Origin of the sequence: Nocardioides luteus (genome assembly GCF_000960475.2) — a bacterium.
GTDB lineage: Bacteria > Actinomycetota > Actinomycetes > Propionibacteriales > Nocardioidaceae > Nocardioides > Nocardioides luteus_A.
This window is the reverse complement of record NZ_JZDQ02000012.1, coordinates 15,074-39,946: the sequence shown is the minus strand read 5'-3', so window position 1 is coordinate 39,946 and position 24,873 is coordinate 15,074. Positions and strand designations below refer to the sequence as shown.

Annotated in this window: 22 protein-coding genes; 8 read left to right on the top strand and 14 right to left on the bottom strand. The window is 69.5% G+C overall.

Features of this window, described 5'->3' with window-relative positions; all coding sequences use genetic code 11:
- The gene (locus tag UG56_RS10110; RefSeq protein ID WP_177191454.1) at positions 1 to 1,284 is read left to right on the top strand and encodes an ABC transporter permease; all 1,284 of its coding nucleotides are present in this window, start codon (positions 1 to 3) and stop codon (positions 1,282 to 1,284) included.
- Here UG56_RS10110 and UG56_RS10105 read toward each other — a convergent pair.
- Together UG56_RS10105 and meaB are read right to left on the bottom strand one after the other, a co-directional pair.
- On the bottom strand, positions 1,281 to 2,465 hold the full coding sequence (locus tag UG56_RS10105) for an amidohydrolase (RefSeq protein ID WP_045548584.1): 1,185 nt from the start codon (positions 2,463 to 2,465) through the stop codon (positions 1,281 to 1,283). The genes UG56_RS10110 and UG56_RS10105 overlap by 4 nt on opposite strands.
- Before the next feature lie 12 nt (positions 2,466 to 2,477).
- Positions 2,478 to 3,476, bottom strand: a complete 999-nt coding sequence (gene meaB, locus UG56_RS10100) for a methylmalonyl Co-A mutase-associated GTPase MeaB (protein ID WP_371264383.1) — start codon at positions 3,474 to 3,476, stop codon at positions 2,478 to 2,480.
- A gap of 76 nt (positions 3,477 to 3,552) precedes the next feature.
- On the opposite strand from meaB, the gene UG56_RS10095 reads away from it, so the two are divergent.
- Both UG56_RS10095 and UG56_RS10090 read left to right on the top strand, forming a co-directional pair.
- Positions 3,553 to 4,290, top strand: coding sequence for an SDR family NAD(P)-dependent oxidoreductase (locus tag UG56_RS10095; RefSeq protein WP_045548595.1), 738 nt, complete (start codon positions 3,553 to 3,555; stop codon positions 4,288 to 4,290).
- Between the two features lie 40 nt (positions 4,291 to 4,330).
- Entirely contained in the window at positions 4,331 to 5,317 is a 987-nt protein-coding gene (locus UG56_RS10090; protein ID WP_045548586.1) for an LLM class F420-dependent oxidoreductase, read from the top strand.
- Here the strand turns inward: UG56_RS10090 and UG56_RS10085 are convergent, their stop codons facing one another.
- From UG56_RS10085 to UG56_RS10055, 7 genes are all read right to left on the bottom strand, one after another.
- On the bottom strand, positions 5,318 to 7,057 hold the full coding sequence (locus UG56_RS10085; RefSeq protein ID WP_143054988.1) for a serine/threonine-protein kinase: 1,740 nt from the start codon (positions 7,055 to 7,057) through the stop codon (positions 5,318 to 5,320).
- A gap of 52 nt (positions 7,058 to 7,109) precedes the next feature.
- The gene (gene scpA / locus UG56_RS10080; protein ID WP_045548587.1) at positions 7,110 to 9,281 is read right to left on the bottom strand and encodes a methylmalonyl-CoA mutase; all 2,172 of its coding nucleotides are present in this window, start codon (positions 9,279 to 9,281) and stop codon (positions 7,110 to 7,112) included.
- Positions 9,278 to 11,068: a methylmalonyl-CoA mutase family protein gene (locus UG56_RS10075; protein WP_045548588.1), complete on the bottom strand. Its 1,791-nt coding sequence runs from the start codon at positions 11,066 to 11,068 to the stop codon at positions 9,278 to 9,280. The genes scpA and UG56_RS10075 overlap by 4 nt, the downstream gene beginning before the upstream one ends.
- 186 nt (positions 11,069 to 11,254) lie before the next feature.
- On the bottom strand, positions 11,255 to 12,271 hold the full coding sequence (locus UG56_RS10070; RefSeq protein WP_084100859.1) for a type IV toxin-antitoxin system AbiEi family antitoxin domain-containing protein: 1,017 nt from the start codon (positions 12,269 to 12,271) through the stop codon (positions 11,255 to 11,257).
- A gap of 50 nt (positions 12,272 to 12,321) precedes the next feature.
- Positions 12,322 to 12,690: a DUF1707 domain-containing protein gene (locus UG56_RS28330; protein WP_071327005.1), complete on the bottom strand. Its 369-nt coding sequence runs from the start codon at positions 12,688 to 12,690 to the stop codon at positions 12,322 to 12,324.
- Positions 12,687 to 14,231 carry a sulfatase-like hydrolase/transferase gene (locus UG56_RS10060; protein WP_071327004.1) on the bottom strand — a complete coding sequence of 515 codons (1,545 nt, stop codon included), beginning with the start codon at positions 14,229 to 14,231 and terminating at the stop codon, positions 12,687 to 12,689. The genes UG56_RS28330 and UG56_RS10060 overlap by 4 nt, the downstream gene beginning before the upstream one ends.
- Positions 14,232 to 14,279: 48 nt before the next feature.
- Positions 14,280 to 15,788, bottom strand: a complete 1,509-nt coding sequence (locus tag UG56_RS10055; protein WP_045549990.1) for a sulfatase-like hydrolase/transferase — start codon at positions 15,786 to 15,788, stop codon at positions 14,280 to 14,282.
- A 170-nt stretch (positions 15,789 to 15,958) separates the two neighbouring features.
- On the opposite strand from UG56_RS10055, the gene UG56_RS10050 reads away from it, so the two are divergent.
- The 4 genes from UG56_RS10050 to UG56_RS10035 all read left to right on the top strand — a co-directional run bounded on the left by UG56_RS10050 (position 15,959) and on the right by UG56_RS10035 (position 20,695).
- Complete coding sequence (locus tag UG56_RS10050; protein WP_045549991.1) at positions 15,959 to 17,062, top strand: glycosyltransferase; 1,104 nt, start codon at positions 15,959 to 15,961, stop codon at positions 17,060 to 17,062.
- A gap of 108 nt (positions 17,063 to 17,170) precedes the next feature.
- Positions 17,171 to 17,890 carry a succinate dehydrogenase cytochrome b subunit gene (locus UG56_RS10045; protein ID WP_045550005.1) on the top strand — a complete coding sequence of 240 codons (720 nt, stop codon included), beginning with the start codon at positions 17,171 to 17,173 and terminating at the stop codon, positions 17,888 to 17,890.
- A gap of 13 nt (positions 17,891 to 17,903) precedes the next feature.
- Complete coding sequence (locus tag UG56_RS10040; protein ID WP_045549992.1) at positions 17,904 to 19,958, top strand: fumarate reductase/succinate dehydrogenase flavoprotein subunit; 2,055 nt, start codon at positions 17,904 to 17,906, stop codon at positions 19,956 to 19,958.
- Complete coding sequence (locus UG56_RS10035; RefSeq protein ID WP_045549993.1) at positions 19,955 to 20,695, top strand: succinate dehydrogenase/fumarate reductase iron-sulfur subunit; 741 nt, start codon at positions 19,955 to 19,957, stop codon at positions 20,693 to 20,695. The genes UG56_RS10040 and UG56_RS10035 overlap by 4 nt, the downstream gene beginning before the upstream one ends.
- A gap of 81 nt (positions 20,696 to 20,776) precedes the next feature.
- Here UG56_RS10035 and UG56_RS10030 read toward each other — a convergent pair whose 3' ends face one another.
- On the bottom strand, positions 20,777 to 21,037 hold the full coding sequence (locus UG56_RS10030; RefSeq protein WP_143054986.1) for a hypothetical protein: 261 nt from the start codon (positions 21,035 to 21,037) through the stop codon (positions 20,777 to 20,779).
- Positions 21,038 to 21,467: 430 nt separating this feature from the next.
- Positions 21,468 to 21,884, bottom strand: coding sequence for an organic hydroperoxide resistance protein (locus UG56_RS10025; RefSeq protein ID WP_045549995.1), 417 nt, complete (start codon positions 21,882 to 21,884; stop codon positions 21,468 to 21,470).
- Positions 21,885 to 21,932: 48 nt separating this feature from the next.
- On the opposite strand from UG56_RS10025, the gene UG56_RS10020 reads away from it, so the two are divergent.
- Positions 21,933 to 22,394, top strand: coding sequence for a MarR family winged helix-turn-helix transcriptional regulator (locus UG56_RS10020; RefSeq protein WP_045549996.1), 462 nt, complete (start codon positions 21,933 to 21,935; stop codon positions 22,392 to 22,394).
- Between the two features lies 1 nt (position 22,395).
- Here UG56_RS10020 and UG56_RS10015 read toward each other — a convergent pair whose 3' ends face one another.
- From UG56_RS10015 to UG56_RS10005, 3 genes are all read right to left on the bottom strand, one after another.
- Positions 22,396 to 22,620, bottom strand: a complete 225-nt coding sequence (locus UG56_RS10015) for an SCO4848 family membrane protein (RefSeq protein ID WP_045549997.1) — start codon at positions 22,618 to 22,620, stop codon at positions 22,396 to 22,398.
- A gap of 136 nt (positions 22,621 to 22,756) precedes the next feature.
- Entirely contained in the window at positions 22,757 to 23,812 is a 1,056-nt protein-coding gene (locus UG56_RS10010; protein WP_143054985.1) for a hypothetical protein, read from the bottom strand.
- Between the two features lie 133 nt (positions 23,813 to 23,945).
- The gene (locus tag UG56_RS10005) at positions 23,946 to 24,833 is read right to left on the bottom strand and encodes a YihY/virulence factor BrkB family protein (RefSeq protein ID WP_052693806.1); all 888 of its coding nucleotides are present in this window, start codon (positions 24,831 to 24,833) and stop codon (positions 23,946 to 23,948) included.
- Between the last annotated feature and the right edge of the window lie 40 nt (positions 24,834 to 24,873).

The following is a 24,873-nucleotide window of genomic DNA, read 5'->3' as shown; positions in this document are numbered from 1 at the left end:
GTGTCCACTGTCGATCTTCCGGTCAACTCCGAGGCGCCTGCCGTCGCCGAGCGCATCCCGGGTCTGTGGAAGACGCCCGGTGTCATGGCCGCGTTCACCGTGCTGGTGGCGCTGCTCGTCCTGATCCGTCCCCGCTCGGGAGACTCCACCTTCCGGTGGAGCCGGGACGGCGACTGGTTCACCATCCCGGACATCTCGCTGCCAGCCAACGGCATCGTGTGGACGGCCGTGGCGCTGTGCCTGCTCTGCACCGCGTACGCAGCCTGGAACGCCCGCGCCGGCCGCAAGACTCCCCTGGTGCTGGTCTCGGCCTTCGCGGTCCTCGCGGTGTCCGGCTTCATGTCCTGGGCGGTCGCGGGCAAGACGCTGCCCGTGGTCGGCCTGCTCGCCGGCGCGCTCGCGCTGGCGGTGCCGCTCGTGTTCGGTGCGCTGGGTGGCGTACTCGGTGAACGGGCGGGCGTCGTCAACATCGCCATCGACGGGCAGCTGCTCTTCGGCGCCTTCGGTGCCGCGATCGCCGCCTCCCTCACCGGCTCGCCGTGGGTCGGCCTGATCGCAGCGATGATCGCGGGGATGCTGGTCGCGCTGCTGCTCGGCCTGTTCGCGATCACCTACTGGGTCGAGCAGGTCATCGTCGGTGTCGTCCTCAACGTGCTCGTGATCGGCTTCACCAGCTTCATGTTCTCCCAGGTGCTCTCGGAGAACTCGGCGGCGCTCAACAACCCGCCCCACTTCCCGCGCCTGGAGATCTGGGTGCTGTCCGGCATCCCGGTGATCGGCCCGATCTTCTTCCGGCAGACCGTGCTGGTCTACATGATGTACGTCGCGGTCTTCCTGGTCGCCTGGGCGCTCTACCGCTCCAAGTGGGGCCTCCGCGTCCGTGCGGTCGGCGAGCACCCGAAGGCCGCCGACACCGTGGGCATCAACGTGATCGCCACCCGCTACCGCACCGTCCTGCTGGCCGGCGCCATCGCGGGTATCGGCGGGGCGACCTACACCCTCGTCTCGGTGCCGTCCTTCGGCCGCGAGATGACCGGCGGCGCGGGCTACATCGCGCTGGCCGCGGTGATCTTCGGCAAGTGGGACCCGATCAAGGCGACGCTCGCCGCGCTGCTCTTCGGCTTCGCGTCCAACGTCGAGTCGGTGCTCTCGGTCATCGGCTCGCCGGTGCCGTCGCAGTTCATGCTGATGCTGCCCTACGTCGTGACGATCTTCGCCGTCGCCGGGCTCGTCGGCAACTCGCGCGCCCCGGCCGCCGACGGCGTGCCCTACCGGAAAGGCTAGCTGGGCCTGCTCAGCGTGCGGTGGGCGGCGGCGGCCAGGACCTTGGCGCCGACGCCCACCGCTCGTTCGTCGATGCGCAGGTCGCCCTGGTGGAGGTCGTAGGTGGGGCCGCCGGGGGTGCGTACGCCGAGCCGGAACATCGACCCCGCGACCTGCTCCTGATACCAGCCGAAGTCCTCGCCGCCGAGGCTCTGCGCGGAGACGACCGCGCCCCGCTCCCCCAGCACCTCACGGATGGCCTCGACGAGGATCTGGTGGGACTCCTCGTCGTTGCTCACCGGCGGGACTCCTCGGGTGTAGTCGACCGCGGCGGTCACCCCGTAGGGCGCGATGATCTCGGCGACGACCTCGCGGACCACGTGCTCGACCTCGCTCCAGGCGTCGCTGTCGAGGATCCGCACCGTCCCCCCGACCGAGCCGTGGGCGGGGATCACGTTGTGGATCTGGCCGGCGGTGACCTTGCCCCAGACCACGCTCACGCCGGCCCGCGGGTCCATCCGGCGGCTCAGGATCACCGGCAGCTCGGTGGTCACCTTGGCGAGCGCGAAGACCAGGTCGCCGGTCAGGTGCGGGCGCGAGGTGTGGCCACCGGTGCCGCTGAGGTGGACATCGATCAGGTCGGCCGCGCTGGTCAGCGCGCCGGAGCGGAGCCCGACGCGCCCGACGTCCACGGTCGGGTCGCAGTGCAGCGCGAAGATCCGCTCCACGTCGTCGAGCGCACCCAGGCTCATCAGGTGCAGCGCCCCGCCCGGCATGACCTCCTCGGCGGGCTGGAACAGCAGGCGTACGCCACCGGGCAGCGGTGACTCGCGGTGCAGGTCGGCCAGGGCGAGACCGGCGCCGAGCAGCGCCGTGGTGTGTACGTCGTGGCCGCAGGCGTGCGCGACCCCGGGGACGGTGCTCGTCCAGATGTCGGTGGTGACGTCGTCGACGGGCAGGGCGTCCATGTCGCCGCGCAGCGCGACGACGTTGTCCCCCTGGCCCAGATCGGCGATGAGACCGGTCGCGGAGGGCCGGTCGACCTGCCAGCCCGCCTTCTCCAACCGCTCGGCGATCAGCTCGGTGGTGCGATGCTCCTGCCAGGACAGCTCCGGGTGCGCGTGGATGTCCCGGCGCAGGTCGGTCAGCTCGGCGTCGTAGGCATCGACTCGCTCGGCGAGGAAGGCAGCAGGCTCCAGCATGGTCCCGTCAGACTAATCCCTGTCGTAGGCGGCCAGGATTCTGTCCGCGGCCACAGTGGCCGGAAGCTCGCCGGAGAGCACCTCGTCACGCACCTGGTCGCGGATCGCCTTGACGCCCGCGGAGTGCTTGAGCCGCTGGTCGAGCTCGTCGCGGACGAGCGCCCAGGTGAAGTCGAGCTGCTGCTCGGCACGCTTGGTGCGCAGCCCGTGCTCGCCGAGGTGGGCGCGGTGTGCCATCACCTGCTCCCAGACCGAGTCGACCCCGTCGTCGTGGAGCGCCGACGCGGTGATCACCGGCGGCGCCCACTCCTCGCGGGAGCGCACCAGCCGGAGCGCGCCGGCGAGCTCACGCGCGGCCGCGCGCGCCTCCTGGGCGCGGTGGGGGTCGTTCGGGTCGGCCTTGTTGACCGCGATCACGTCGGAGATCTCCAGGATGCCCTTCTTGATCCCCTGCAGCTGGTCACCGGTGCGCGCGATGGTGAGGAACAGGAACGTGTCCACCATCCCCGCCACGGTCACCTCGGACTGGCCGACGCCGACCGTCTCGACGAGGATCACGTCGTAGCCGGCCGCCTCCAGCACGGCCATCGCCTGCACGGTCGCCCTGGCGACGCCGCCGAGCGTCCCGGCGGACGGAGAGGGCCGGATGAAGGCGTTGGGATCCACCGAGAGCCGCTGCATACGCGTCTTGTCGCCCAGGACGGAGCCGCCGGTGCGTACCGACGACGGGTCGACCGCCAGTACCCCGACCTTGAGGCCGTTGGCCGTCAGCCGGCTGCCGAGCGCCTCGATGAAGGTGGACTTGCCGACCCCGGGGACACCGGAGATCCCGACCCGCACGGTGTCGCCCGCGGGGAGCTTGGTGAGCAGCTCGCGCGCGATGTCGCGGTGCTGGGGCTTGGTCGACTCCACGAGCGTGATCGCCCGTGACACCGCCGCCCGCTTGCCGTCGCTGATGCCGTCGAGGAGGTCTTGTACGTCGGGCCCTGGCATGGCCAGCACCTTAGCCAAGAACACCCGGCACCCGCGGTCCGGCTCGACCAGCGGAGCCTGGTGAGCGCCGGTACGCTCGACCGACGTGACCGAGATGACGAGAACAGCGGTGGTGACAGGCGGCGGGACCGGGCTGGGACGCGCGATCGCCGATCGGCTGGCGGCGGACGGGCTCGAGGTGACCATCGTCGGTCGCCGGGCCGAGGTGCTCGAGACCGCGACCAAGGAGATCAACGCCGCCGTCGGGGCCGACCGGGTCACGTACGTCGTCGCCGACTGCGCCGATCCGGACGACGTACGTGCCCTGGCCGATGCCTGCCCCGACCGCGTGGACGTGCTCGTCCTCAATGCCGGCGGCCTCACGCCCTCGACCGGCGACGACCTCGAGGCGCTGGCCCACGACTGGGCGGCCGACTACCGGCTCAACGTGCTCACCGCGGTGCTCCCGGTCGAGGCGCTGTTGTCCAGACTGGCCCGGCCGGGCGGCCGGATCGTCGCGATGAGCTCGATCGCGGCGCTGCGCGGCCCGGGGTCCTACGGAGCCTCCAAGGGCGCGATCAACACCTGGATCACCGGGCTCGCGGCGGAGGTCGCGGCGGACGGGATCACCGCCAACGCGGTCGCTCCCGGTTTCGTCCCGGACACCGAGTTCTGGGACTCCCGCCGCAGCCCTGAGCTGATCGCGCAGCGCACCTCGCAGATCCCCGTCGGACGCCCCGGCGCCCCTGAGGAGATCGCCGCGCTGGTGGCTCACCTTGGCTCGCCGGAAGCCGGCTTCACCACGGGCCAGGTCGTCGGCATCCACGGTGGAGCGCTCCTGGCGCGACTGTGACTGCACGAATGGCCACCCAGGACATGGGTACCGAACAGGCATGACGGATCTCGGCTACACCCTGTTCACCGAGCAGAGCGGACCTCGCGACCTCGTCCGGTACGCATCCTCCGCCGAGGAGGCCGGCTTCGACTTCGAGGTGATGAGCGACCACTACTCGCCGTGGCTGACGGAGCAGGGGCACGCGCCGTACGCCTGGAGCGTGCTCGGCGCGGTCGCCCATGCCACCTCGCGCGTGGGCCTGATGACGTACGTCACCTGCCCGACGCTCCGCTACCACCCGGCCGTGGTGGCGCAGAAGGCCGCCACCGTGCAGCTGCTCGCCGAAGGGCGCTTCCGGCTCGGCCTCGGCTCCGGCGAGAACCTCAACGAGCATGCCGTCGGCCAGGGCTGGCCCGCGGTCCAGGAACGGCACGCGATGCTCCGCGAGGCGGTCGGGATCATCCGCGACCTGCACACCGGCGAGCTCGTCGACCACCGCGGTGAGTACTTCCAGGTCGACTCCGCCCGCATCTGGGACCTCCCCGAGGAGCCCGTCGAGATCGGGCTCGCCGTGGGCGGCGAACGCGCCATCGAGGAGCTCGCGCCGCTCGCCGACCACCTGATCGCCGTCGAGCCCGAGGCGTCGCTGGTCGACACCTGGAACGGTGTCGAGGGCGCCAGGCGGATCGGCTCCGAGGCCCGCGCGATCGGCCAGATCCCGATCTGCTGGGACCCCGACGAGGAGACCGCCGTACGCCGTGCGCACGAGCAGATGCGCTGGTTCAGCGGTGGCTGGGAGGTCAACGCCAATCTGCCCACGCCGGCCGGCTTCGCCGCGGCCACCCAGCTCGTCCGTCCCGAGGACGTCGCCAGGTCGGTGCCGTGCGGCCCCGACCTGGACGCGATCGTCGAGGCGGTCTCGGCCTACTGGAAGGCAGGCTTCACCGACGTCGCGCTGGTGCAGATCGGCGACGACACCCAGGACCGGTTCCTCGCCGAGGCCGCCCCGCCGCTGCTCGAGCGGCTCCGAGCGGCCGCGCCCTGATCACCGAGCGCGTCGCAGGACGTCGCGGAGGACGTCGGGGAGCCGGCTCGACCGGGCGTCGTCCAGGGGCACCCACGAGACACCCGCCTGCAGCACGTACCAGGCGATGGCTGCGGCGATGATCGCCAAGCCGACGACGGCGACGAACCATCTCTGGGAAGGAGAGGAGGCGGCGCGGGCGACCGGCCCGACGGTGTCGCGGACCCGCTGCGAGGCGAGCCAGGCGGCGGACATGAAGGTCAGCGCGGCGGCGTAGAGCACGGCGGTCAGCGGCACGCCCAGCGCCAGGAAGCCCACACCGACAGCGGCCGCGATCACCCCGGTCAGCGTGGTCAGCGCCGCCGTGCCGGGGATGGCGCGCACCAGGTCCCACGGCGAGCGGATGAGCGCCCACGGCCCGTCGTACCACTTCCGCCCGCGCGCCTCGCGGCGCTTCGTCAGGTGGTCGGAGGAGAGCGACGCGGCACGCAGCAGCCAGACCCCGACGCCGAGCAGGGCGGCGCCCAGGAACGGGTACGCAGCGACGACCCCGGCCAGGATCGCGGCGAGCGCGACCAGGATCAGGAAGTGCATCGGGCCTGGCCAGCGCTTGAGGTTGGCGTGCTTGCTGGGTGGGCTCCAACCCGGCTCGGGTGGCGGCGCGGGTGGGGGTGTCGAGTGCGGGTCGAACCGGCGCACCACCAGCGGTTCGACAGGCGCTTCCGCGACGGTCACGGCCGTCGGCGGCACCTCGTCGGTCTCCGCCACCTCCGCCACCTCCGCCACCTCCGCCACCTCCGCCACCTCGGTCACCGCGTCGCCGGCAGCGTCCGGGTCGACCAGCGTCGGCTTCAGCCCCGCGTCCACCGATGCGGCGGTCAGCGGCATCGTCAGCGGCAGCACCTTCGTCACCGCCGCGGCATCGCCCCCGGACCACGGCACCTCGGGTTCCATCAGCCACTCGCGCAGCTCCTCGAGGCCCGGGCGGTCGGCGGGATCCGTCGCGAGCGCGGCCGTCAGGACATCCCGCATCGAACCATCGATCCCGTCGAGATCGTGCTGGCCGCGACGTACGCGATCCAGGACGGCCATCGACGGCCCGGTCCCGAACGGCGGCCTGCCCAGCAGCGCATAGGCGGTCGTGGCCGCCCACGAGTGCACGTCGCTCGCCGGCGTCGCGGGTGTCCCCTCGAGGATCTCCGGCGCCAGATAGCCCGGCGTGCCGACCAGCCACCCGGTGAGGGTGATCTTGGGATCGTCGGCGACCCGGGCGAGCCCGAAGTCGATGAGCACCGGCGTACGCCCCTCCATCACCACGTTGGAGGGCTTGACGTCGCGGTGCAGCACGCCGGCGTCGTGGCAGGCGGCGACGCCACCTGCCAGGCAGCGCGCCAGCCAGAAGCGGTCCTCGCCGCGGACGGGGCCGTCGTCCTTGATCCGGTCGTACAGGGTCGGCCCCGGCACGTAGCGGGTCGCGACGTAGGGAAGCTCCGCATAGGGGTCGGCGTCGACGATCTCGGCGATCCAGGGGCTGCGCACCTGCCGCAGCGACCGCACCTCGCGCTCGAGCCGGGCGCGGGTCTCCTCGTCCCCCACGACATGCGTACGCAGCACCTTCAGCGCCACCCGCTCACCGGTCTCCTCGTGGCGGGCCAGGTGGACGACGCCCATGCCGCCCTCACCGAGCTTGGTGAGGATCTCGTAGGCCCCGACCCTCACCAGCCCGTCCCCGGATGCCCGCCCGGGGCGTAGGTCCGTCACAGCTCTGAGGCTAGACGAGCCCTACGCCTCCGGCGAGGACATTCGCGATGGATCAGTGATCGAGCTGTTCCCGCAGGCGAGCGAGCAGGTCGAGCGCCGAGTCGGCGATGACGGTGCCCGGGAGGAAGACCGCGGCAGCGCCCATCTGCTCGAGCGTGGCCACGTCGTCGGGCGGGATGACGCCGCCGATGACGATCATGATGTCCGGGCGCCCCTGCTCCTCCAGCGCCGCCTTGAGCGCGGGGAGCAGCGTGAGGTGACCGGCAGCCAGCGAGGAGACCCCGACGATGTGTACGTCGGCGTCGACCGCCTGCTGCGCGACCTCCTCCGGGGTGGAGAACAGCGGGCCTACGTCGACGTCGAAGCCGAGGTCGGCGAAGGCCGAGACCACGACCTTCTGACCACGGTCGTGGCCGTCCTGGCCCATCTTCGCGACCAGGATGCGCGGGCGGCGACCCTCGGCCTCCTCGAACTCCTTGGTCGCCTTCAGCACCTCGCTCACCTTGGAGTCCCCCGACGTCGTCGCCTCGTCCCGGTACACACCGGAGATCGTACGGATGACGGCCTGGTGCCGCCCCCACGCCTTCTCCATCGCGTCGGAGATCTCCCCGACGGTCGCCTTGGCGCGGGCCGCGTCGACGGCCAGCGCGAGCAGGTTGCCCTCCAGGCTCGCCCCGGACTTCTCGGCCCCGGCCGCGTTCGTGATGGCCTCCAGCGCCCGGCGTACGTCCTCGTCGTCGCGCTCCGCGCGCAGCCGCTCCAGCTTGGCGACCTGCTGCTTGTAGACCTGGTCGTTGTCGACCTTGAGCACGTCGAGCGGGTCCTCGGAGGGCAGCCGGAAGGTGTTGACGCCGATCAGCTTCTGGGCGCCGGAGTCGAGCCGCGCCTGGGTGCGGGCCGCGGCCTCCTCGATGCGCATCTTCGGGATGCCCTGCTCGATCGCCTTGGCCATGCCGCCGGCCGCCTCGGCCTCCTGGATGTGGGCCCAGGCGCGCTCGGCGAGATCGTGGGTGAGCTTCTCGACGTAGTAGGAGCCGCCCCACGGGTCGATGATCTCGGTGGTGCCGCTCTCCTGCTGCAGGAGCAGCTGGGTGTTGCGGGCGATGCGGGCGGAGAAGTCGGTCGGCAGCGCGATCGCCTCGTCGAGGGCGTTGGTGTGCAGCGACTGGGTGTGACCCTGGGTCGCGGCCATCGCCTCGATCGCGGTGCGGCCGACGTTGTTGAAGACGTCCTGAGCGGTCAGCGACCACCCGCTCGTCTGGGAGTGGGTCCGCAGGGAGAGCGACTTGGGGTTCTTCGGGTCGAACTGGCTCACGAGCCGGGACCAGAGAGCCCGGGCCGCGCGCATCTTGGCGACCTCCATGAAGAAGTTCATCCCGATCGCCCAGAAGAAGCTCAGGCGAGGGGCGAACGCGTCCACGTCGAGGCCCGCGGCCAGACCGGTCCGCAGGTACTCGACACCGTCGGCCAGCGTGTAGGCGAGCTCGAGGTCGGCCGTCGCGCCGGCCTCCTGCATGTGGTAGCCGGAGATCGAGATCGAGTTGAACCGGGGCATCTTCGCGGCGGTGTAGGAGAAGATGTCGCCGATGATCCGCATCGACGCCGCCGGCGGGTAGATGTAGGTGTTGCGGACCATGAACTCCTTGAGGATGTCGTTCTGGATGGTCCCGGCCAGCTTCTCGGGCGGCACCCCCTGCTCCTCGGCGGCCACGATGTAGAGCGCCAGCACCGGCAGCACCGCACCGTTCATGGTCATCGAGACCGACATCTGGTCCAGCGGGATGCCGTCGAACAGCGTCCTGGTGTCGTAGATGGAGTCGATCGCGACACCGGCCATGCCGACGTCACCGCGCACCCGCGGGTGGTCGGAGTCGTAGCCGCGGTGGGTAGCCAGGTCGAAGGCGACGCTCAGGCCCTTCTGGCCGGCCGCCAGGTTGCGGCGGTAGAACGCGTTGGACTCCTCCGCGGTCGAGAAGCCGGCGTACTGCCGGATGGTCCACGGCTGGGTCGTGTACATCGTCGGGTAGGGCCCGCGCAGGAACGGGCTCAGGCCCGGGAACGTGTCGAGCGCGTCGAGGCCGTCCAGATCCGCAGGCCCGTACGCCGGCTGGATCTCGATGCCCTCGGGGCTCAGCCATCCCTCACCGGTCACACCGGTGGACGAGGCGATCGGGGCTTCGTCGCCGTTCAGCGGGATCCCTTTGAAGGAGCCGGGAATCGTCATGAGAGCTTCTCCCTCGTAGCGGTCAGGAAGGCGAGCGCGTCGACACCCATCGAGGCGGCGTCGTCCACCTCGGCGTCGACGGCGTCGGGCTTCCCGGCGATGATCACGTGCGTGGCGCCGGCCTCGCGCAGGGCCGCGATCGCGGCCGCGCCCCACTCGGCGTACGTCTTGTCCGAGCCGGCCAGGCAGACGACCGGCGGCGCACCGGCCGCTCGATGCTTCCCGGCCAGGTCCTCGGCGTCCGCGGTGGCACCCGCGACCTCGACGCCGATGCCGCCGGCGGCGAGGAGGTTGGTCGCGAAGGTCGCCCGGGCGGTGTGCTGGGCGACGGTGCCGAGAGTGGCCAGGAAGACCTTGGCGGTGGCGGGAGTGTCGCGGAGGGCCTCGAAGGAGGCGCCGTAGCGCACCACCCGCTCGTTGAGCGGGTCGACCGGCCGCTCGGGGAGCGTCTCGGCGAGGTTGGGGAACTCGGTGAGCCCGGTGATCGGGCGCTTGCGGCGCGCGATCGCCTTCTCCCGCTCCGCGGAGACCGCGGCGATCCGGTCACGGAACGGCGAGAAGTCGTGGCCACCGACGGCGTTGGCCCCGGTCCACTCCTCCTCGAGCTGGATGAACGCCTCCCAGCCGGCGGCGGCCATGTCGGCGGTCAGCTGCTCGACGGCGTAGGAGCCACCGGCGGGGTCGGCGACGGCCGCGACGTGGGACTCGTCGATCAGCAGGTGGGACACGTTGCGGGCGATCCGGCGCCCGAACCCGTCCGGCACCCCGTTGGCGGAGTCGAAGGGCAGCACGGTCACCGCGTCCGCCCCGCCGACACCGGCGGCGAAGGCCGCAACGGTGCCGCGCAGCATGTTCACGTAGGGGTCGTACTTCGACAGCATCGGCCGCGAGCTGACCGCGTGGATGCGCATCTCGACGCCCTCGGCGCCGGAGAGCTGGAGGACGCGAGCCCACAGCTGACGCGCGGCGCGGAGCTTGGCGATGGTCGGGAACTGCTCGTCGGTGGCCGCGTAACGGAACTCGATGAGGCTCGCCGCGACGGCCGGCGAGAACCCGGCCTCGGTCAGCGCGCGCAGGTAGGCGACGCCGACCGCGATCGACCAGCCGAGCTCCTGCACGTCGGAGGCACCGAGATCATGGGCAGCGGTGGCGTCGACGACGATCGCGCGCACGCCGATCCCCTGGGCCAGACGGGCCAGGTCGACCAGCTCGGCGAACGCCTCGTCGGGCGCCAGCGGCAGGTCGCGCAGCAGCGCACCCATCGGGTCGGCACCCAGGTTGGTGGCGGCGTGCAGCCCGGTGCCACGCTCGGCGATCAGGGCGAGCAGGTTCTGGGCGACCTTCACCGCACCGATCGGCGCGTCGAGCACGACGGGCGCCAGGTCGAGGAGGACCTTGTCGAGCAGTACGTTCAGGTCGGTGGTCTCGTCGGCGGCCACCCACAGCGAGGAGACCCCACCGTCCAGGTCGACCAGGGCGGCCTCGTTGGCAGCCTTGGCGTCCACCCCGGACAGGCCGGAGACCAGGGAGCGGATGTCCCAGGCGCCGGCGCGCGTGGGGCGCGCCTCGTCAGCGAAGGACGTGCCCGGCAGCCCGAGCGGGGCGATCCGGAGTCCGTCGAGTGAGGTGCGGGCCAGCTTGTCCCAGACGAGAGAGTCGGCGTCGTCGGCGCTCAGCCGACCACTCTTGCGGAGGACAGCAGCGGTCGCCGCCTCCCACTCTGCCTGGGAATGGGCATCCGCCGGCTGGGCAAGGCGCAACGAGTCGGCGCGAGCGGCGTCGTTCATGGATCGAACCTTAGGCGGATGAAGTGGCGGTGACCACAAAGTGTGAGGTTTACAACCGCTAACTGAGACGCGTCGTCGAGTTGAACGCACCGGACCGTCGATGTGCACCGCGGCTTCGTCCCGCCCGACACGCTTTCTCGGCACGAACCCCAGGAGTGCCAGACACACCCGATGTGCCTGGCACTCCTAAGGCTCTGCCCCGATCGGGCAGGAATCCGAACAGGCCACCGGGCGTCCCGCCCAGCCTCGCGACCTCAGGATCCGAACCAGGGAAAGGGCCGTGCGACAGGGCGAGTCATAGACCTGATGCCAGCGCAGCCGCGCGGTCACCGCACCGGTCGCGGCCAGGTCGTCGAGAGCACGGTCCGCGTCGCGGGCCTGATCCCGCCAGGTGTCATGCCCCAGCGCGCCGTCGAGCTCGACCACGAGTCCGTACGCCTCGTACTCGACATCGCGGAACTGGCTGCCACTCGGCGAGATGCGCGGAACCTGCCTGTCGGACTGCGGCAGGCCATGGGCGCGCTCGACCTTGGTGAGATAGCCGTGCTCGAGGACGGAGTGTGTCCCGGACTCCAGGTCGTCGATGATCGTCGCGATCCACGCTCGCCGGCGCAGCGACGGGAAGCGGTGGAGGGCTGCACGCAGCGAGTCCGGCGTGACGTACGACCGCCCGACGACGTTGGCGAGACTCGCCACCGTGTCGATGTCCGAGCGTGCCTCATGTGCCATCGCCAACGCGTTGTCCTCGAGCCTCAGCCGCGGTGGAGTGCCGCCATAGGCGTGGCTCTCCAGGTTGGTGATCCTGTGGATCACGATGCCTGGCTGCGTCTTGACCCGGCGCGACTGATCGATCGCGACATGGATCGGACCGGGGACGAATCCCGGGCGCGCGAGCTGCTCCGTCCTCGGGGGTTCCGCGCTCGGGCCGTACAGATAGGCAGGAGCGGCATAGAGGACAGCCGCCCATGCTCGCTGATGCCAGTTGAGCGGACCGGTGTGGTCGACATAGACCCGCGGATGCACCCGCCTCAGCTCGTTGCGCCGCTGCATCCTCGCCAGATCCGCACGTGTCAGGCCGGCCGCCACGAGCTGAGCATGGGTGAGCACCCCGTCCTGCATCCTGCGCTGACTCTCCAGCTGTAGACGCAGCCGTTCGCGCTCCCACCCGTCATCGCCCGCACGAGACTCCCCCGAGACTCCCATGATCCAGTTATCCCATGAAGGCCAACCGGACCCTAGGAGCGTGAGGCACATCAGGTGTGCGTGGCGCTCCTAGGGATCAGGAACCGCAGCAGCGGCAGGCCCGTGTAGACCAGCACCCACACCGGCCAGAAGAAACCTCGGCCGGTGAGGTGCCAGGCCGCGACAGCGATCGCGCCGCAGATCAGGAACACCAGGAGATCCCGTACGAATCGGGAGTCTGCCCCGCCCGGCGAGACAGGATCCTCACCCAGGTCGTCGACCACCGCGGCGAGCTCGACGGCCCGGGCCGCGCCCCACACCGCCTCGGCGCGCGTCTCCAGCTCGGGTGCGTCGATCCGCCCCGCGGCGTACGCCTCGACGAGCCGCGCCCGCGCGGCCTCACGCTCCAGGTCGCCGACCCTGGTCACAGCGCCCGTCACAGCCCCTCCAGGTCGAGGGCCCGCCCGGCGGCGTACAGATCCTTCGGACACGTCGAGGCGGCGCAGTCCTCGTAGCGAGCAGCCAGCCGGGCAAGTGCCTTCACCGTCTCCGCGACAGGCGGGTCGGCGGCGAGGTTGTGCTGCTCGTAGGGGTCCGAGGAGCGGTCGTAGACCTCGACCTGGCCGGTGTGCAGGCGGGCGTAGGTCCAGGAGCCGACCCGGACGCCGGACCACAGCTGCCTGCTCCCGTCGGTGACCCGCCAGCCGGCGATCGGGATCGCGCGCACCTGCTCGGGCGCCCGCAGCCACGGCATGATGTCGATCCCGTCGGGCGCCCGCGGCGGCCGGGCACCGGCCGCTGCCAGCAGCGTCGCGGCGAGATCCGGGTTGGTGACGGGGGTCCGCACCGTCCGGCCGCGGGGCACGCCGGGACCACTCATCAGCACCGGGATCCGGAGCGACTCGTCGTAGTGCCACAGCTTGCCGTTGAGGTTGTGATAGCCGTTCGAGAAGCCGTTGTCGGAGGTGAAGACGACCAGCGTCCGCTTCAGCTCGCCGCTCTTCCTCAGCCCACCCAGCAGCGAGGAGATGTTGCGGTCCAGGCTACGGATGGCCTCGAGGCGGCGCTGGTAGGCGATCCGGAGCGCGTCCTTCTTCCGCGGGTTGAACTTCCCACGCCCGGGCGAGCCCTTGGCATAGCCGGAGGTGTCCTCGGGGAAGAGGTTGGGGCGCGCCGGGATCCGGACGTTGTCGTAGAACCCGCGATCCTGCCGGTCGGGCACGGTCACCGACAGCGCGGCGTCGGTGCCGGGGTAGATCTTCTTGGGATCGTCCGGCCCCGAGGGCCCGCCGTGGTGCGGCGCCACGTAGTTGACCCAGGTGAACCAGGGCTTCCCCGACCCGCGCTCGGCCGCGATCCCCGCCTTCGCCTGCTCGGTGATAACGGTCGAGGAGTAGCCCTTCGACTTGATGATCTCGCCGTTGACGTTGAACTTCGGCGAGCGGAAGTTGTAGGTCGACGGATCGACGGTCGCGCGCCACTGGTCCCAGCCGGGCGGCACATCACCGCGAGTCGAACCCTCGCCGTAGCCGTTGAGGTACTTCCCGGCCAGGATCGTCGAGTAGCCCGCCTCCTGCAGCGACGTCGCGACCGTCGAGGAGTCGTCGAAGGCGGCATATCCACCGTGGGGCCCCTCGATCGTGCGGGCACCGTGGTTGTGGGCGTACTGCCCGGTCAGCAGCGAGGCCCGCGCCGGCACGCAGATCGGCGTCGGCGCGATCCCCTCGGAGAAGGAGACCCCGGTCTTCTCGACGAGCTTGCGCACCTGCGGCAGATAGTCCATGTCGAGGTAGGAGAGGTCGTCGACCGTCACCATCAGCAGGTTCGGCTTCGCGACGGGCCGTTCCACCGCAGGCGTACGCGACGGGGCCGCCGCCACGGCGGCCGGCTCGTGCACCAGGCCGGTCACGGCGAGGGCGCTCATCGCAGCCGTCGCCACGGCAGCACGCTTGCGACGCGTGAACAGGTTGCCGACCGGCATGACCAAACACTCCCAAGTAATATGAGTTATTTAGTCTACTTTAACCCGTCAGAGTCCTGCCAGATCAAGCGGTCCATCCGCGGCGTACATCTTCTTGGGGCAGTCGTCGCCGGCGCAGTCGCGATACTTGTCGGTCAGGTCGGCCAGCTGCGAGACCGTCTCGGCATAGGCCGGGTCCTTGGCGAGGTTGTTCATCTCGTAGGGGTCGTTGGTGCGGTCGTAGAGCTCGACCCCACCGGTCGTGAGCTCGACGTAGGTCCACCGCCCCACGCGCACACCGGACCAGAGCCGCGAGGTCCCGTCGGCCGTCGGCCAGGCCTCGATCGGGACGACACGCACCTGCTGGGGCGCGCGCAGCCACGGCAGGATGTCGATGCCGTCCGGCTCGTGCGGGTCCTCGGCGCCGGCCGCCGCGAGCAGCGTCGTGGCGATGTCCGGGTTGGTGAGCGTGGTCGCGACCGTGCGCCCCTTCGGCACGCCGGGGCCGCTCATCAGCACCGGGATCTGCAGCGACTCCTCGTAGTACCAGAGCTTGCCGTTGAAGTTGTGGTAGCCGGTCGAGAAGCCGTTGTCGGACGTGAAGACGACCAACGTCCGCTTCAGCTCGCCGCTCTTCTTCAGCCGACCGAGCAGGGAGGCGATGTTGCGGTCCAGGCTGCGCGCCGACTCGATCCGCCGTTGGTAGGAGAGCCGGAAGGCGTCCTTCTCGACCTGCGACGGGTTCTTCCGGGACGGCGACCCCCGGGGGAACTCCTTGCGCTTGTCCGGGAACAGGTTGGGCTGCGGCGGGATCGGCTTGTCGGCGTACGCGTCCCGGTCCTGCTTGTCGGGCACCGGTACGCCGATCGCCCCCTTCGTGCCGGGGAAGCGCTGCTTCGGGTCGCCCTTCTCCGTCGGCCCGCCGAGGTGCGGCGCCACGTAGTTGACCCACTGGAACCACGGCTTCGCCTCGGCCCCGGACTTCTTCCTCGCGTCCCGCAGCGCCGCCTCCGCCTGCTGGGTGATGACGGTGGTCGAGTAGCCCTTCGGCTTCACCAGGTGGCCGTTGACGTTGAACTTCGCGCCCAGATAGTTGTAGGTCGACGGGTCGACGGTCGCGCGCCACTCGTCCCACCCCGGAGGCAGGTCGCGCTCGGTCCCCTCCTCGCCGTACTCGTTGAGGTACTTCCCGGTGAAGACGGTCGTGTAGCCCGCCTCCTGCAGCGAGGTGGCCACGGTGGCGGAGTCGTCGAAGGACGGGTAGCCGCCCTCGGGACCATGGATGGTGTGGGCGCCGTGGTTGTGGGCGTACTGCCCGGAGAGCAGCGAGGCGCGGGCCGGCACGCAGATCGGCGTCGGTGAGACCGCGTCGGTGAAGGTGACACCGCTCTGCCCGACGAGCCTCTTCACGCTCGGCAGGTAGTCCATGTCGATGGAGGCGAGGTCATCGACCGTGATCATCAGCAGGTTGGGCTTCTGGACCGGCATCTCGAAGGCGGGCGTCGCGGTCGACGGCTGCGGGGAGTGCTCGGCCGACGGCCGCTGGGTGGGGGCATGACCGCAGCCCGCCAGTCCCATCGCTCCGCCTACGACACCGGCCACCGCGAGTGCCGCCGAAAGCGTCCGGACCCGTTGGGATACCGCCACTGATTGTCCTCATCACGCTGGTCGTCTACTGGTGCCGATGATTCATCCCAGATCAACGCACGTGTCGCGCTCTCGCCATCCCCGAGCAGGACGCTGGTCCCATGAAGATGGCGCTGGTCACCGAGAGCTTCTTTCCTACCATCGATGGTGTCACAACCACGGTGAAGGCCATCGCCGACCGCATGATCGAGTCGGGACACGAGGTGCGGTTCATCGCTCCCGGCCCCGGCCTCTCGGTCTACCGCAACAGCCGGGTCGTGCGGATCTCGCCGATCGCCAAGACCGGCCGCCAGGTACGCAGCGCCCTGGAGTCCTTCGACCCGGACGTCGTGATCGCCTTCGACCCGGGCCGCCTGGGTCGCAAGGCGCTCGCGTCCCCGACCGCAGCCGCGGCGACCACGCTGGTCGTCCAGCAGTCCCCGCTCGCCCCCAAGGCGGCGCTCACCTGGAGCACCTCGATCGCGGCGTACGCCGATGAGATCTTCGTCACAAGCGAGTGGCTGCGGCGCGTGCTCGCCTCGATCGACGTGGCCGCCGAGGTGTGGGAGCCCGGGGTCGACACGGCCGCCTTCTCCCCCAGTCTGCGCGACGACTGGCTCCACCGGCGCTGGTCCCGGGCCAAGTCCCGACCGACCCCGCTGGTCGTGGTCGGCTACGCCGGAAACCTGGCCAAGAGCCATGGCGTACGCCGCCTCGCCGAGCTCACCGCCGTGCCCGGCATCCGCCTCGTCATCATCGGCGACGGACCCCAGCGCGGCTGGCTCAGGCAGCGGGTCCCGCAGGCCAAGCTGACCGGGCCGCTGGGCACCGGCGACCTGGCCATCGCACTGGCCTCGCTCGACGTTCTCGTCCACCCCGGCGAGGAGGAGGGATGCGGCCACATCCTGCGTGAGGCCGCGGCCAGCGCCGTTCCGGTGGTCGCTCCGCGCGCCGGCGCGGCTGCCGAGATCGTGCAGCACATGGAGACCGGGATCCTCTACGACCCGGCACGCAGCCGAGAGCTCGCCGACGCGGTCGCATCGGTCGTCTCCGACCCCCGTCGGCACCTGCTCGGCGACCGCGGCCGGGAGCTCGCCGCGACCCGCCCGTGGACCGATGCCGTCGACGACCTCTTGACCCGTCTGGTCACACTGAACGACGTCCGATCCTCACGATCTCACGCCTCTCCGTCCGAGAATGCGGGTCCCGCTGTTAGGCTTGCCTAACCCATACCTGCGTTACTCGTCGGTAACTCCATCCGGCCACTTCGGGCCGTGAATGTCACATACTCCCTGCGTACAAGTTCAGGTATCGGGAGTAGTAGCGTGCGTGCCGTGGCAACCACGACTCTGATCAAAGGCGCGCGGTCGACGCGCTCGACGATCGCCCTGAAGCTCCTTATGGCGGCCAGCGGCATCGTCTTCATCCTGTTTGTGCTGGTGCACATGTACGGCAACCTCAAAGCGTTCAGCGGCGAGCTCGCCTACAACGAGTACGCCGAGCACCTGCGTACGTTCGGGGAGCCGTACCTTCCCTACGGCGGTCTCCTCTGGATCCTCCGGGTGGTCCTGCTGGGCTCACTGGTGGCCCACGTCGGCTCGGCGGTGGCCCTCTCGATGCGCGCCCACGCGCAGCGCCCGGTGAAGTACGCGGTGAAGAAGAACAAGGCCTCGTCGCTCTCCTCGCGCACCATGCGCTGGGGCGCCGTGGCCCTGCTCCTCTTCGTCGTCTGGCACCTGCTCCAGTTCACCATCGTGAAGATCAACGTGGGTGCGGGCGGACAGGCTGCTGAGGTCACCGAGAACCCGTTCCGGCTGCTGACCGCGGCGTTCCAGCCGGAGCAGTGGTGGATGGTCGTCATCTACCTGCTCGCGATGCTCGCGCTCGCGTTCCACCTGCACCACGGCACCTTCAGCGCCATCCAGACGCTCGGGTTCACCAACACCGCTGAGTCGCGTGCCAGGGCCCGCGTCGCCGGCTGGGTCGTCGCGATCGTGGTCGCCGGCGGCTTCTCGCTGGTTCCCCTGTTCACCGTCTTCGGCGTCATCTCGTAAGGACATCTGACACATGGCTGCTGGAACCCACTACCTGCCCGGCCTCACCCCGACCAACGAGGCACCGGTCCAGAAATCCGACGACGCCGCGGGCTACTACGTGCTCGGCGACAAGCTGGTCGACCCGAAGGCCCCGACCGGCCCGATCGCGGAGCGCTGGACGACCCGCAAGTTCGAGAACCGCCTGGTCAACCCGGCCAACCGCCGCAAGCTGTCGATCATCATCGTCGGCACCGGCCTGGCCGGCGGCGCCGCTGCCGCCACGCTCGGCGAGGCCGGCTACAACGTGAAGTCCTTCTGCTACCAGGACTCCCCGCGTCGCGCCCACTCGATCGCCGCCCAGGGCGGCATCAACGCCGCCAAGAACTACAAGGGCGACGGCGACTCGGCCTACCGCCTCTTCTACGACACGGTCAAGGGCGGCGACTACCGCGCCCGCGAGTCCAACGTCTACCGCCTCGCCGAGGAGTCGGTGAACATCATCGACCAGTGCGTGGCCCAGGGCGTGCCCTTCGCCCGCGAGTACGGCGGCCTCCTCGACAACCGCTCCTTCGGTGGCGTGCAGGTGTCGCGTACGTTCTACGCCCGCGGCCAGACGGGGCAGCAGCTCCTCATCGGCGCCTACCAGGCCATGGAGCGCCAGGTCGCCGCCGGCACCGTGGAGCAGTTCACGCGTCACGAGATGCTCGAGCTGATCGTCGCCGACGGCAAGGCCCGCGGCATCATCGCCCGCGACATGGTCACCGGCGAGATCGAGACCCACCTGGCCGACGTGGTCGTCCTCGCGACCGGCGGCTACGGCAACGTCTTCTACCTCTCCACCAACGCGATGGGGTCCAACGTCACCGCCACGTGGCGTGCGCACCGCAAGGGCGCCTACATGGCCAACCCCTGCTACACGCAGATCCACCCGACCTGCATCCCGGTGACCGGTGCCCACCAGTCGAAGCTGACCCTGATGTCGGAGTCCCTGCGTAACGACGGCCGCATCTGGGTGCCCAAGAAGGCCGAGGACTGCGCCAAGGACCCGCGTGAGATCCCCGAGGAGGACCGCGACTACTTCCTGGAGCGGATCTACCCGTCCTTCGGAAACCTGGTCCCCCGCGACATCGCCTCGCGTGCCGCGAAGTACATGTGCGACGAGGGCCGCGGTGTCGGTCCGGAGGTCGACGAGACCCAGCCCGACGGCACCGTGAAGAAGTTCCGCCGCGGCGTCTACCTCGACCTGGGTGCCGCGATCGAGCGCCTCGGCAAGGCCGCGATCGAGGAGAAGTACGACAACCTCCTCGACATGTACGAGCGGATCACGGGTGAGAACCCCTACGAACTGCCGATGCGCATCTACCCCGCCGTGCACTACGTCATGGGCGGCCTGTGGGTCGACTACGAGCTCTCGACCAACATCGAGGGTCTCTACTGCACCGGTGAGGCCAACTTCTCCGACCACGGCGCGAACCGCCTCGGTGCCTCGGCGCTGATGCAGGGTCTGGCCGACGGCTACTTCGTGCTCCCGAACACCATCCGCGAATACCTCGCCGACGGTCCGTTCGAGCCCATCTCCGAGGACCACCCGGCGGTCGTCGAGGCGAAGCAGGCGGTCCAGGAGCGGATCGACAAGTTCATGTCCATCAACGGCACCCGCTCGGTCGAGTCCATCCACAAGGAGCTCGGCCTGATCATGTGGGAGTACTGCGGCATGGAGCGGACCGAGGAGGGCCTCAAGAAGGCCATCGGCCTGATCCGCGAGCTCAAGAAGGAGTTCTGGACCAACGTCAAGGTCCTCGGCTCGGCCGACTCCCTCAACCAGGACCTCGAGAAGGCCGGCCGTGTCGCCGACTTCATCGAGCTCGGTGAGCTCATGTGCATCGACGCGCTCAACCGGCGCGAGTCCTGCGGCGGCCACTTCCGGGCCGAGTCGCAGACCGAGGACGGCGAGGCGCTGCGTCACGACGACGAGTTCGCCTACGTCGCGGCCTGGGAGTTCGGTGGCGAGGACGGCGCCCCGATCCTCCACAAGGAAGACCTGATCTACACCGCCATCGAGATGAAGCAGAGGTCCTACAAGTGAAGCTCACCCTCAAGATCTGGCGGCAGGCCAACGCGTCCGAGAAGGGTGCGCTCAAGACGTACGAGCTCGACGGGGTGTCCTCGGACATGTCGTTCCTCGAGATGCTCGACCTGCTCAACGAGCAGCTCCTGCACAACGACGAGGAGCCGGTCGCGTTCGACTCGGACTGTCGCGAGGGCATCTGCGGCATGTGTTCGCTGATGATCAACGGCGAGGCGCACGGCCCGGAGGTCACCACGACCTGCCAGCTGCACATGCGCTCGTTCAAGGACGGCGACACGATCACCATCGAGCCGTGGCGCGCCACCTCGTTCCCGATCGTCAAGGACCTGATCGTCGACCGCTCCGCGTTCGACCGGATCATCCAGAACGGCGGCTACATCTCGGCCAACACCGGCTCGGCCCCCGAGGCCAACTCGGTGCCGGCGCCGCGCGACAAGGCCATGCGGGCGTTCAACACGGCCACCTGCATCGGCTGCGGCGCCTGCGTCGCCGCCTGCCCCAACGGCTCCGCGTCGCTGTTCCTGGGCGCGAAGATCACCCACCTCGGTGAGCTGCCGCAGGGCCAGCCGGAGCGCTACTCCCGCGTGCAGTCCATGGTCGGCCAGCACGACGCCGAGGGCTTCGGTGGCTGCACCAACATCGGTGAGTGCGCCGCCGCCTGCCCCAAGGAGATCCCGCTCGACGTGATCTCCCAGCTCAACAAGGACCTGCGCAAGTCGATGATCCTCGGCTGACACCAAGGTTCTAACGACACGGGGCCGCTCTCCTTCGGGAGGGCGGCCCTGTGTGCCCTCCGACGCCGGCGCGTGGCGAGATCAGTAGGGGCGCGCGCCGAGCGCCTGACGAAGCTCGTCATCCAGATCTTCGACCTCAGCGATGCGAGATGCCGGCAGCATCCGCTCGATTCCGCAGATCCAGGCTAGGTGACCGGCCATCACCGTCATCCCGATGAACACGAGGATGAAGACCCAGTCGAGCCACTCATTCCGGTCGAGGGCAATGCTGATCAGGGACACGATTCCCCATACGCCGATGATCGGCAATGCTGCGAAGATCACCGCCTGCAGGTTCAGCATGCCCCAACCGACGTGACCCACCAGGTGACTTTCACGCTCACGGGCCTCGATTCGCGCCCGGAACACCGGGCGGTGGTTTCCATACCGGCCAGTCTCAACGATCCTCGCGGTGACACGACCACGCCGGTACCGAACCCGTAGCCCATCGGACCACCAAGATCCGATCCTCTGCCCGTCGAGCATCCCTTTCACTTCGTCAACCCGTCGGCCCCGAATCACCAGGACGTGACGGCTTCTCCAAGCAAGGACCGACGGAGCCTTCTCGGGTTGAGTCGTTGTCGATGTCATGGCGCGCCGAACAATATCGGCGGCCGCGCCATCTGTTTGCCGATTGACCCTTCGTCAAGGTGTGCAGCAAAAGGAGCACATCCCGTGCGGAGCTCCGCACGGGATGTGTTCGTTCGTCTGCATACCTTGACGAAGGAACCGCTCAGGCGACGGTGAGCTTGACCTCGATGTTGCCGCGGGTGGCGTTGGAGTAGGGGCAGACCTGGTGGGCCTGCTCGGCGAGCTGCTGAGCGGTCGCGGCGTCGGCGCCGGGGATGGTCACCTCGAGCTGCACGGCCAGGCCGAAGCCGCCCTCACCGTTGCTGCCGATGCTCACGTCGGCAACCACCTCGGAGTCGGTCATGTCGACCTTGGCCTTGCCGGCGACCAGCTTGAGCGCCGAGTGGAAGCAGGCAGCGTACCCGGCGGCGAAGAGCTGCTCGGGGTTCGTGGCGCCGCCCTCGCCACCCATCTCCTTGGGGACGCGGACGTCGGCGTCGATGAGGCCGTCGGTGGACTGGACGTGGCCGTTGCGGGCGTCGCCGGTGCTGACTGCGGTGGCTGTGTAGAGAGGTGTCATGTGCACAACTATATTGCGCACAACTTAATAGCGCAAGGGAGTAGACTGATGAATGTGTCCGGACGTACCTATCCGCAGCTCGCGCTCGACCTACAGCTCTGCTTCCCGCTGTACGCAGCGACCCGAGCCGTCACCAAGCGCTATGTGACGCTGCTCAAGGGAACCGGCCTGACCTATCCGCAGTATCTGGTGATGCTGGTGCTCTGGGAGAGCGACGAGCCGCTCTCGGTGACCTCCCTCGGTCAGCGTCTGCGGCTCGACTCCGGCACGTTGACGCCGTTGCTCAAGCGCCTCGAGACCGCCGGTCTGGTACGCCGCGACCGCGACCCCGGCGACGAGCGCCGGGTGCTGGTCAGCCTGACCGAGGAGGGCGTCGCCATGGAGGAGCAGGTCTCCGGTGTGCCTCAGCAGCTCGGCGCGTCGATGGGGATCACCCGTGACGAGGCGCTCGCGCTGCGCGACCAGCTCACCGAGCTGGTCGACCACCTCGACACCGCCGAGTCCCCCTGATCTATCCCCTGGTCAGCAGCCGCTGCACGCCCAGCTTGATCAGCAGCCCACCCAGAAGCACGTCGACGACCACGAGCACCGCGTGGGCGACGTAGTAGGGCTTGGGCCGGGTCTGCTCCGGGTCCTTGGCGGTCTTGACGAGGTTGCGGCCGAAGTTGGTCCAGATCGCGATCGTCCAGATCCCGATGACCAGGAGGAGCGCGCCGTCAGTCTTCTCGAGCTTCATGGGTATGACTCTCTCATCCAGTCCTGTGGGTTTCGGGGGCGGCCCGGTCGGGATAGTCCAGGGAGTTTCCGTCCATTACTGACCGGTAGACCGACGAGAACTCCCTGGACTATCCCGAGCCGGGACTCATCCGGGCTCACGCCGACCGAGGACGGAGGTATCGGGCGCGCTGATCGGCTGCGAGGGCGCGACGTTGCTCGACCGTCGTGGTCGGCGTCCACCATTGCGGCGGGGTGATGGTCCACTGTCGTGGACCGAGCTTCTGCTGCGCGCGCCGTCGCGCATCCTGCGTACGCTGCAGGAAGTCTGACGGGTCCCGGCGATCACCGGCAACCATGGTGACGTACTCGAGGCCCAGGCGACGGAAGTCGCCTTCACGCTTGAGGTCTCGGGAGCGCTGCTTGCCGGCGAGGTGAAGCGCGCCGTCGTACTCGCCCACGACTCCCGCCTCGAGATCCAGGAGATCGGGCGTACCCACATGGTTGCCGGCCAGGTCGAAGACCGGGTGGTTGCAGGCGATCCAGTTGACCCCGAGCTCGACTTCCCAGAGAAGCCGCATCTCGGACTCCATCGGCGACCAACTGTTCTCCACGACGTACGGAATGGCCTCGCGCAGCAGCGGGATGCCGGTCCAACCGTTGAGCGAGGCCGCATAGGCAGCAACCTCCACCTTCGAGACCAGATCCGTGTTCATCGCCATGTCGAGAGCGACCACCGCACCGACCAGATCGGGGGCGTAACGTGCCTCGTACGCGATCGAACGCGTCGGATCGGTGCCGCGCACCCCGTCGAGCTCGCGACAGTGGCGGAGCGCGAGACGCTCCTGCGTGATCACATAACCGGGCTGAGCATCTCTGCGATTCTCGTGGACCACGATCGGCACCGGAACAGGCTGGCCGGCGCGATCGGTGCCGTCGAACCAGCGCGCCCCCGACCACGCGAACGTCGCCCACCCGGTGATGTAGCCCTCCGGCACCGCGGCCGCCGCCTCCAGCACCCGCTGCTGCGCAAGGTCACCATCGACTCCGGCTGGTACATAGAGCCCTCGGCTGCTCCGGCGCCATCCCCGACCGCGGGCCTGACGCTCGGTCGGCCCGGCCTCGCCGGACGGGTCGACGCGTACCGGGCGTACGAGCTCCAACCCCCGCCGCAACTGCGGCACAGGCATGAACTGCGGGCGTCGTCGGACCATGCCATGAGAGTGCGCCACCCCCAGACGTTCCGCACCCGCATAACTCGGACCTGTGGATAACTCCCTTTCCGCCGGGGTAGTCCAGGGAGTTTCCGTCGGTTACTGACGGGTAAACCGACGGAGACTCCCTGGACTACCCGTCCGAGTCGGCCGGGGTCGCCCGAACGTGAGCGTAAGAGGCGGCGTACAGGATCACCATCGAGGTGTAGTGGATCCAGACGACCAGGATGAGGGCGATGCCGAAGGCCTGGAAGGCCGGCTGCCCCTGGGTGGCCGTGAGCAGCAGCGCCGAGGCCTGCTTGAGGATCTCGAAGCCGACCGCGCCGAGCAGCGCACCGGCCCACAGCGGGCCCTTCGGGGTGTCCTTCTGCGGCGCCAGGTGGAACATCGAGAAGAAGAGCACGGTGTTGGCCGCCAGGCCGAGCACGAGGGTGAGCAGCACGATCAGCCAGCCGAAGCCTTCGTCGAGGCCGATCCAGTCCAGGACGTTGACCGAGAAGGTGCGTACGAGGCCGGTGAACGCCACCGCGACGAGCAGGATCAGGCCGAGGCCGATCAGTGCGACCAGGTCGCGGGCCTTGGCCGCGAGGAACCCCGGCTGTTCGTCCTCGGGCACCAGGAAGACCGCCTGGAGCGCGTTGCGCAGGCCGTCGACGAAGCCGAGCCCGGCGTAGAGCAGACCGACGGCACCGACGATCCCGACGGCGCCGGCGGCGCTCTCGATGTCGGCGATCTTCAGCTGCCCGGCGCCGTCGCCGACCAGCCCGGGCAGGACCTGGTCGATCGCGTCGACGAGGTCGCTCTCGGCACCGGCGTACAGCTTGGCGATCTGGCCGACGGCGAAGAAGGCCAGGGCGAGGATCGGGAAGGTCGACAGGAAGCCGAAGTAGGTGATCGCGCCGGCCTGCTGGGAGGCGCCCACCTCGCCGTAGTGCTCCTGCGTACGCAGCACCCGGTCCAGTGCCGGGAAGCGAGCCCGCAGCTCGGCGATCTTCGCCTTGATCTTCTCCTTGTTGAGCATCCCGAGTCCCCATCCGTCGTCGTGAGCGGACCCGAGCCCG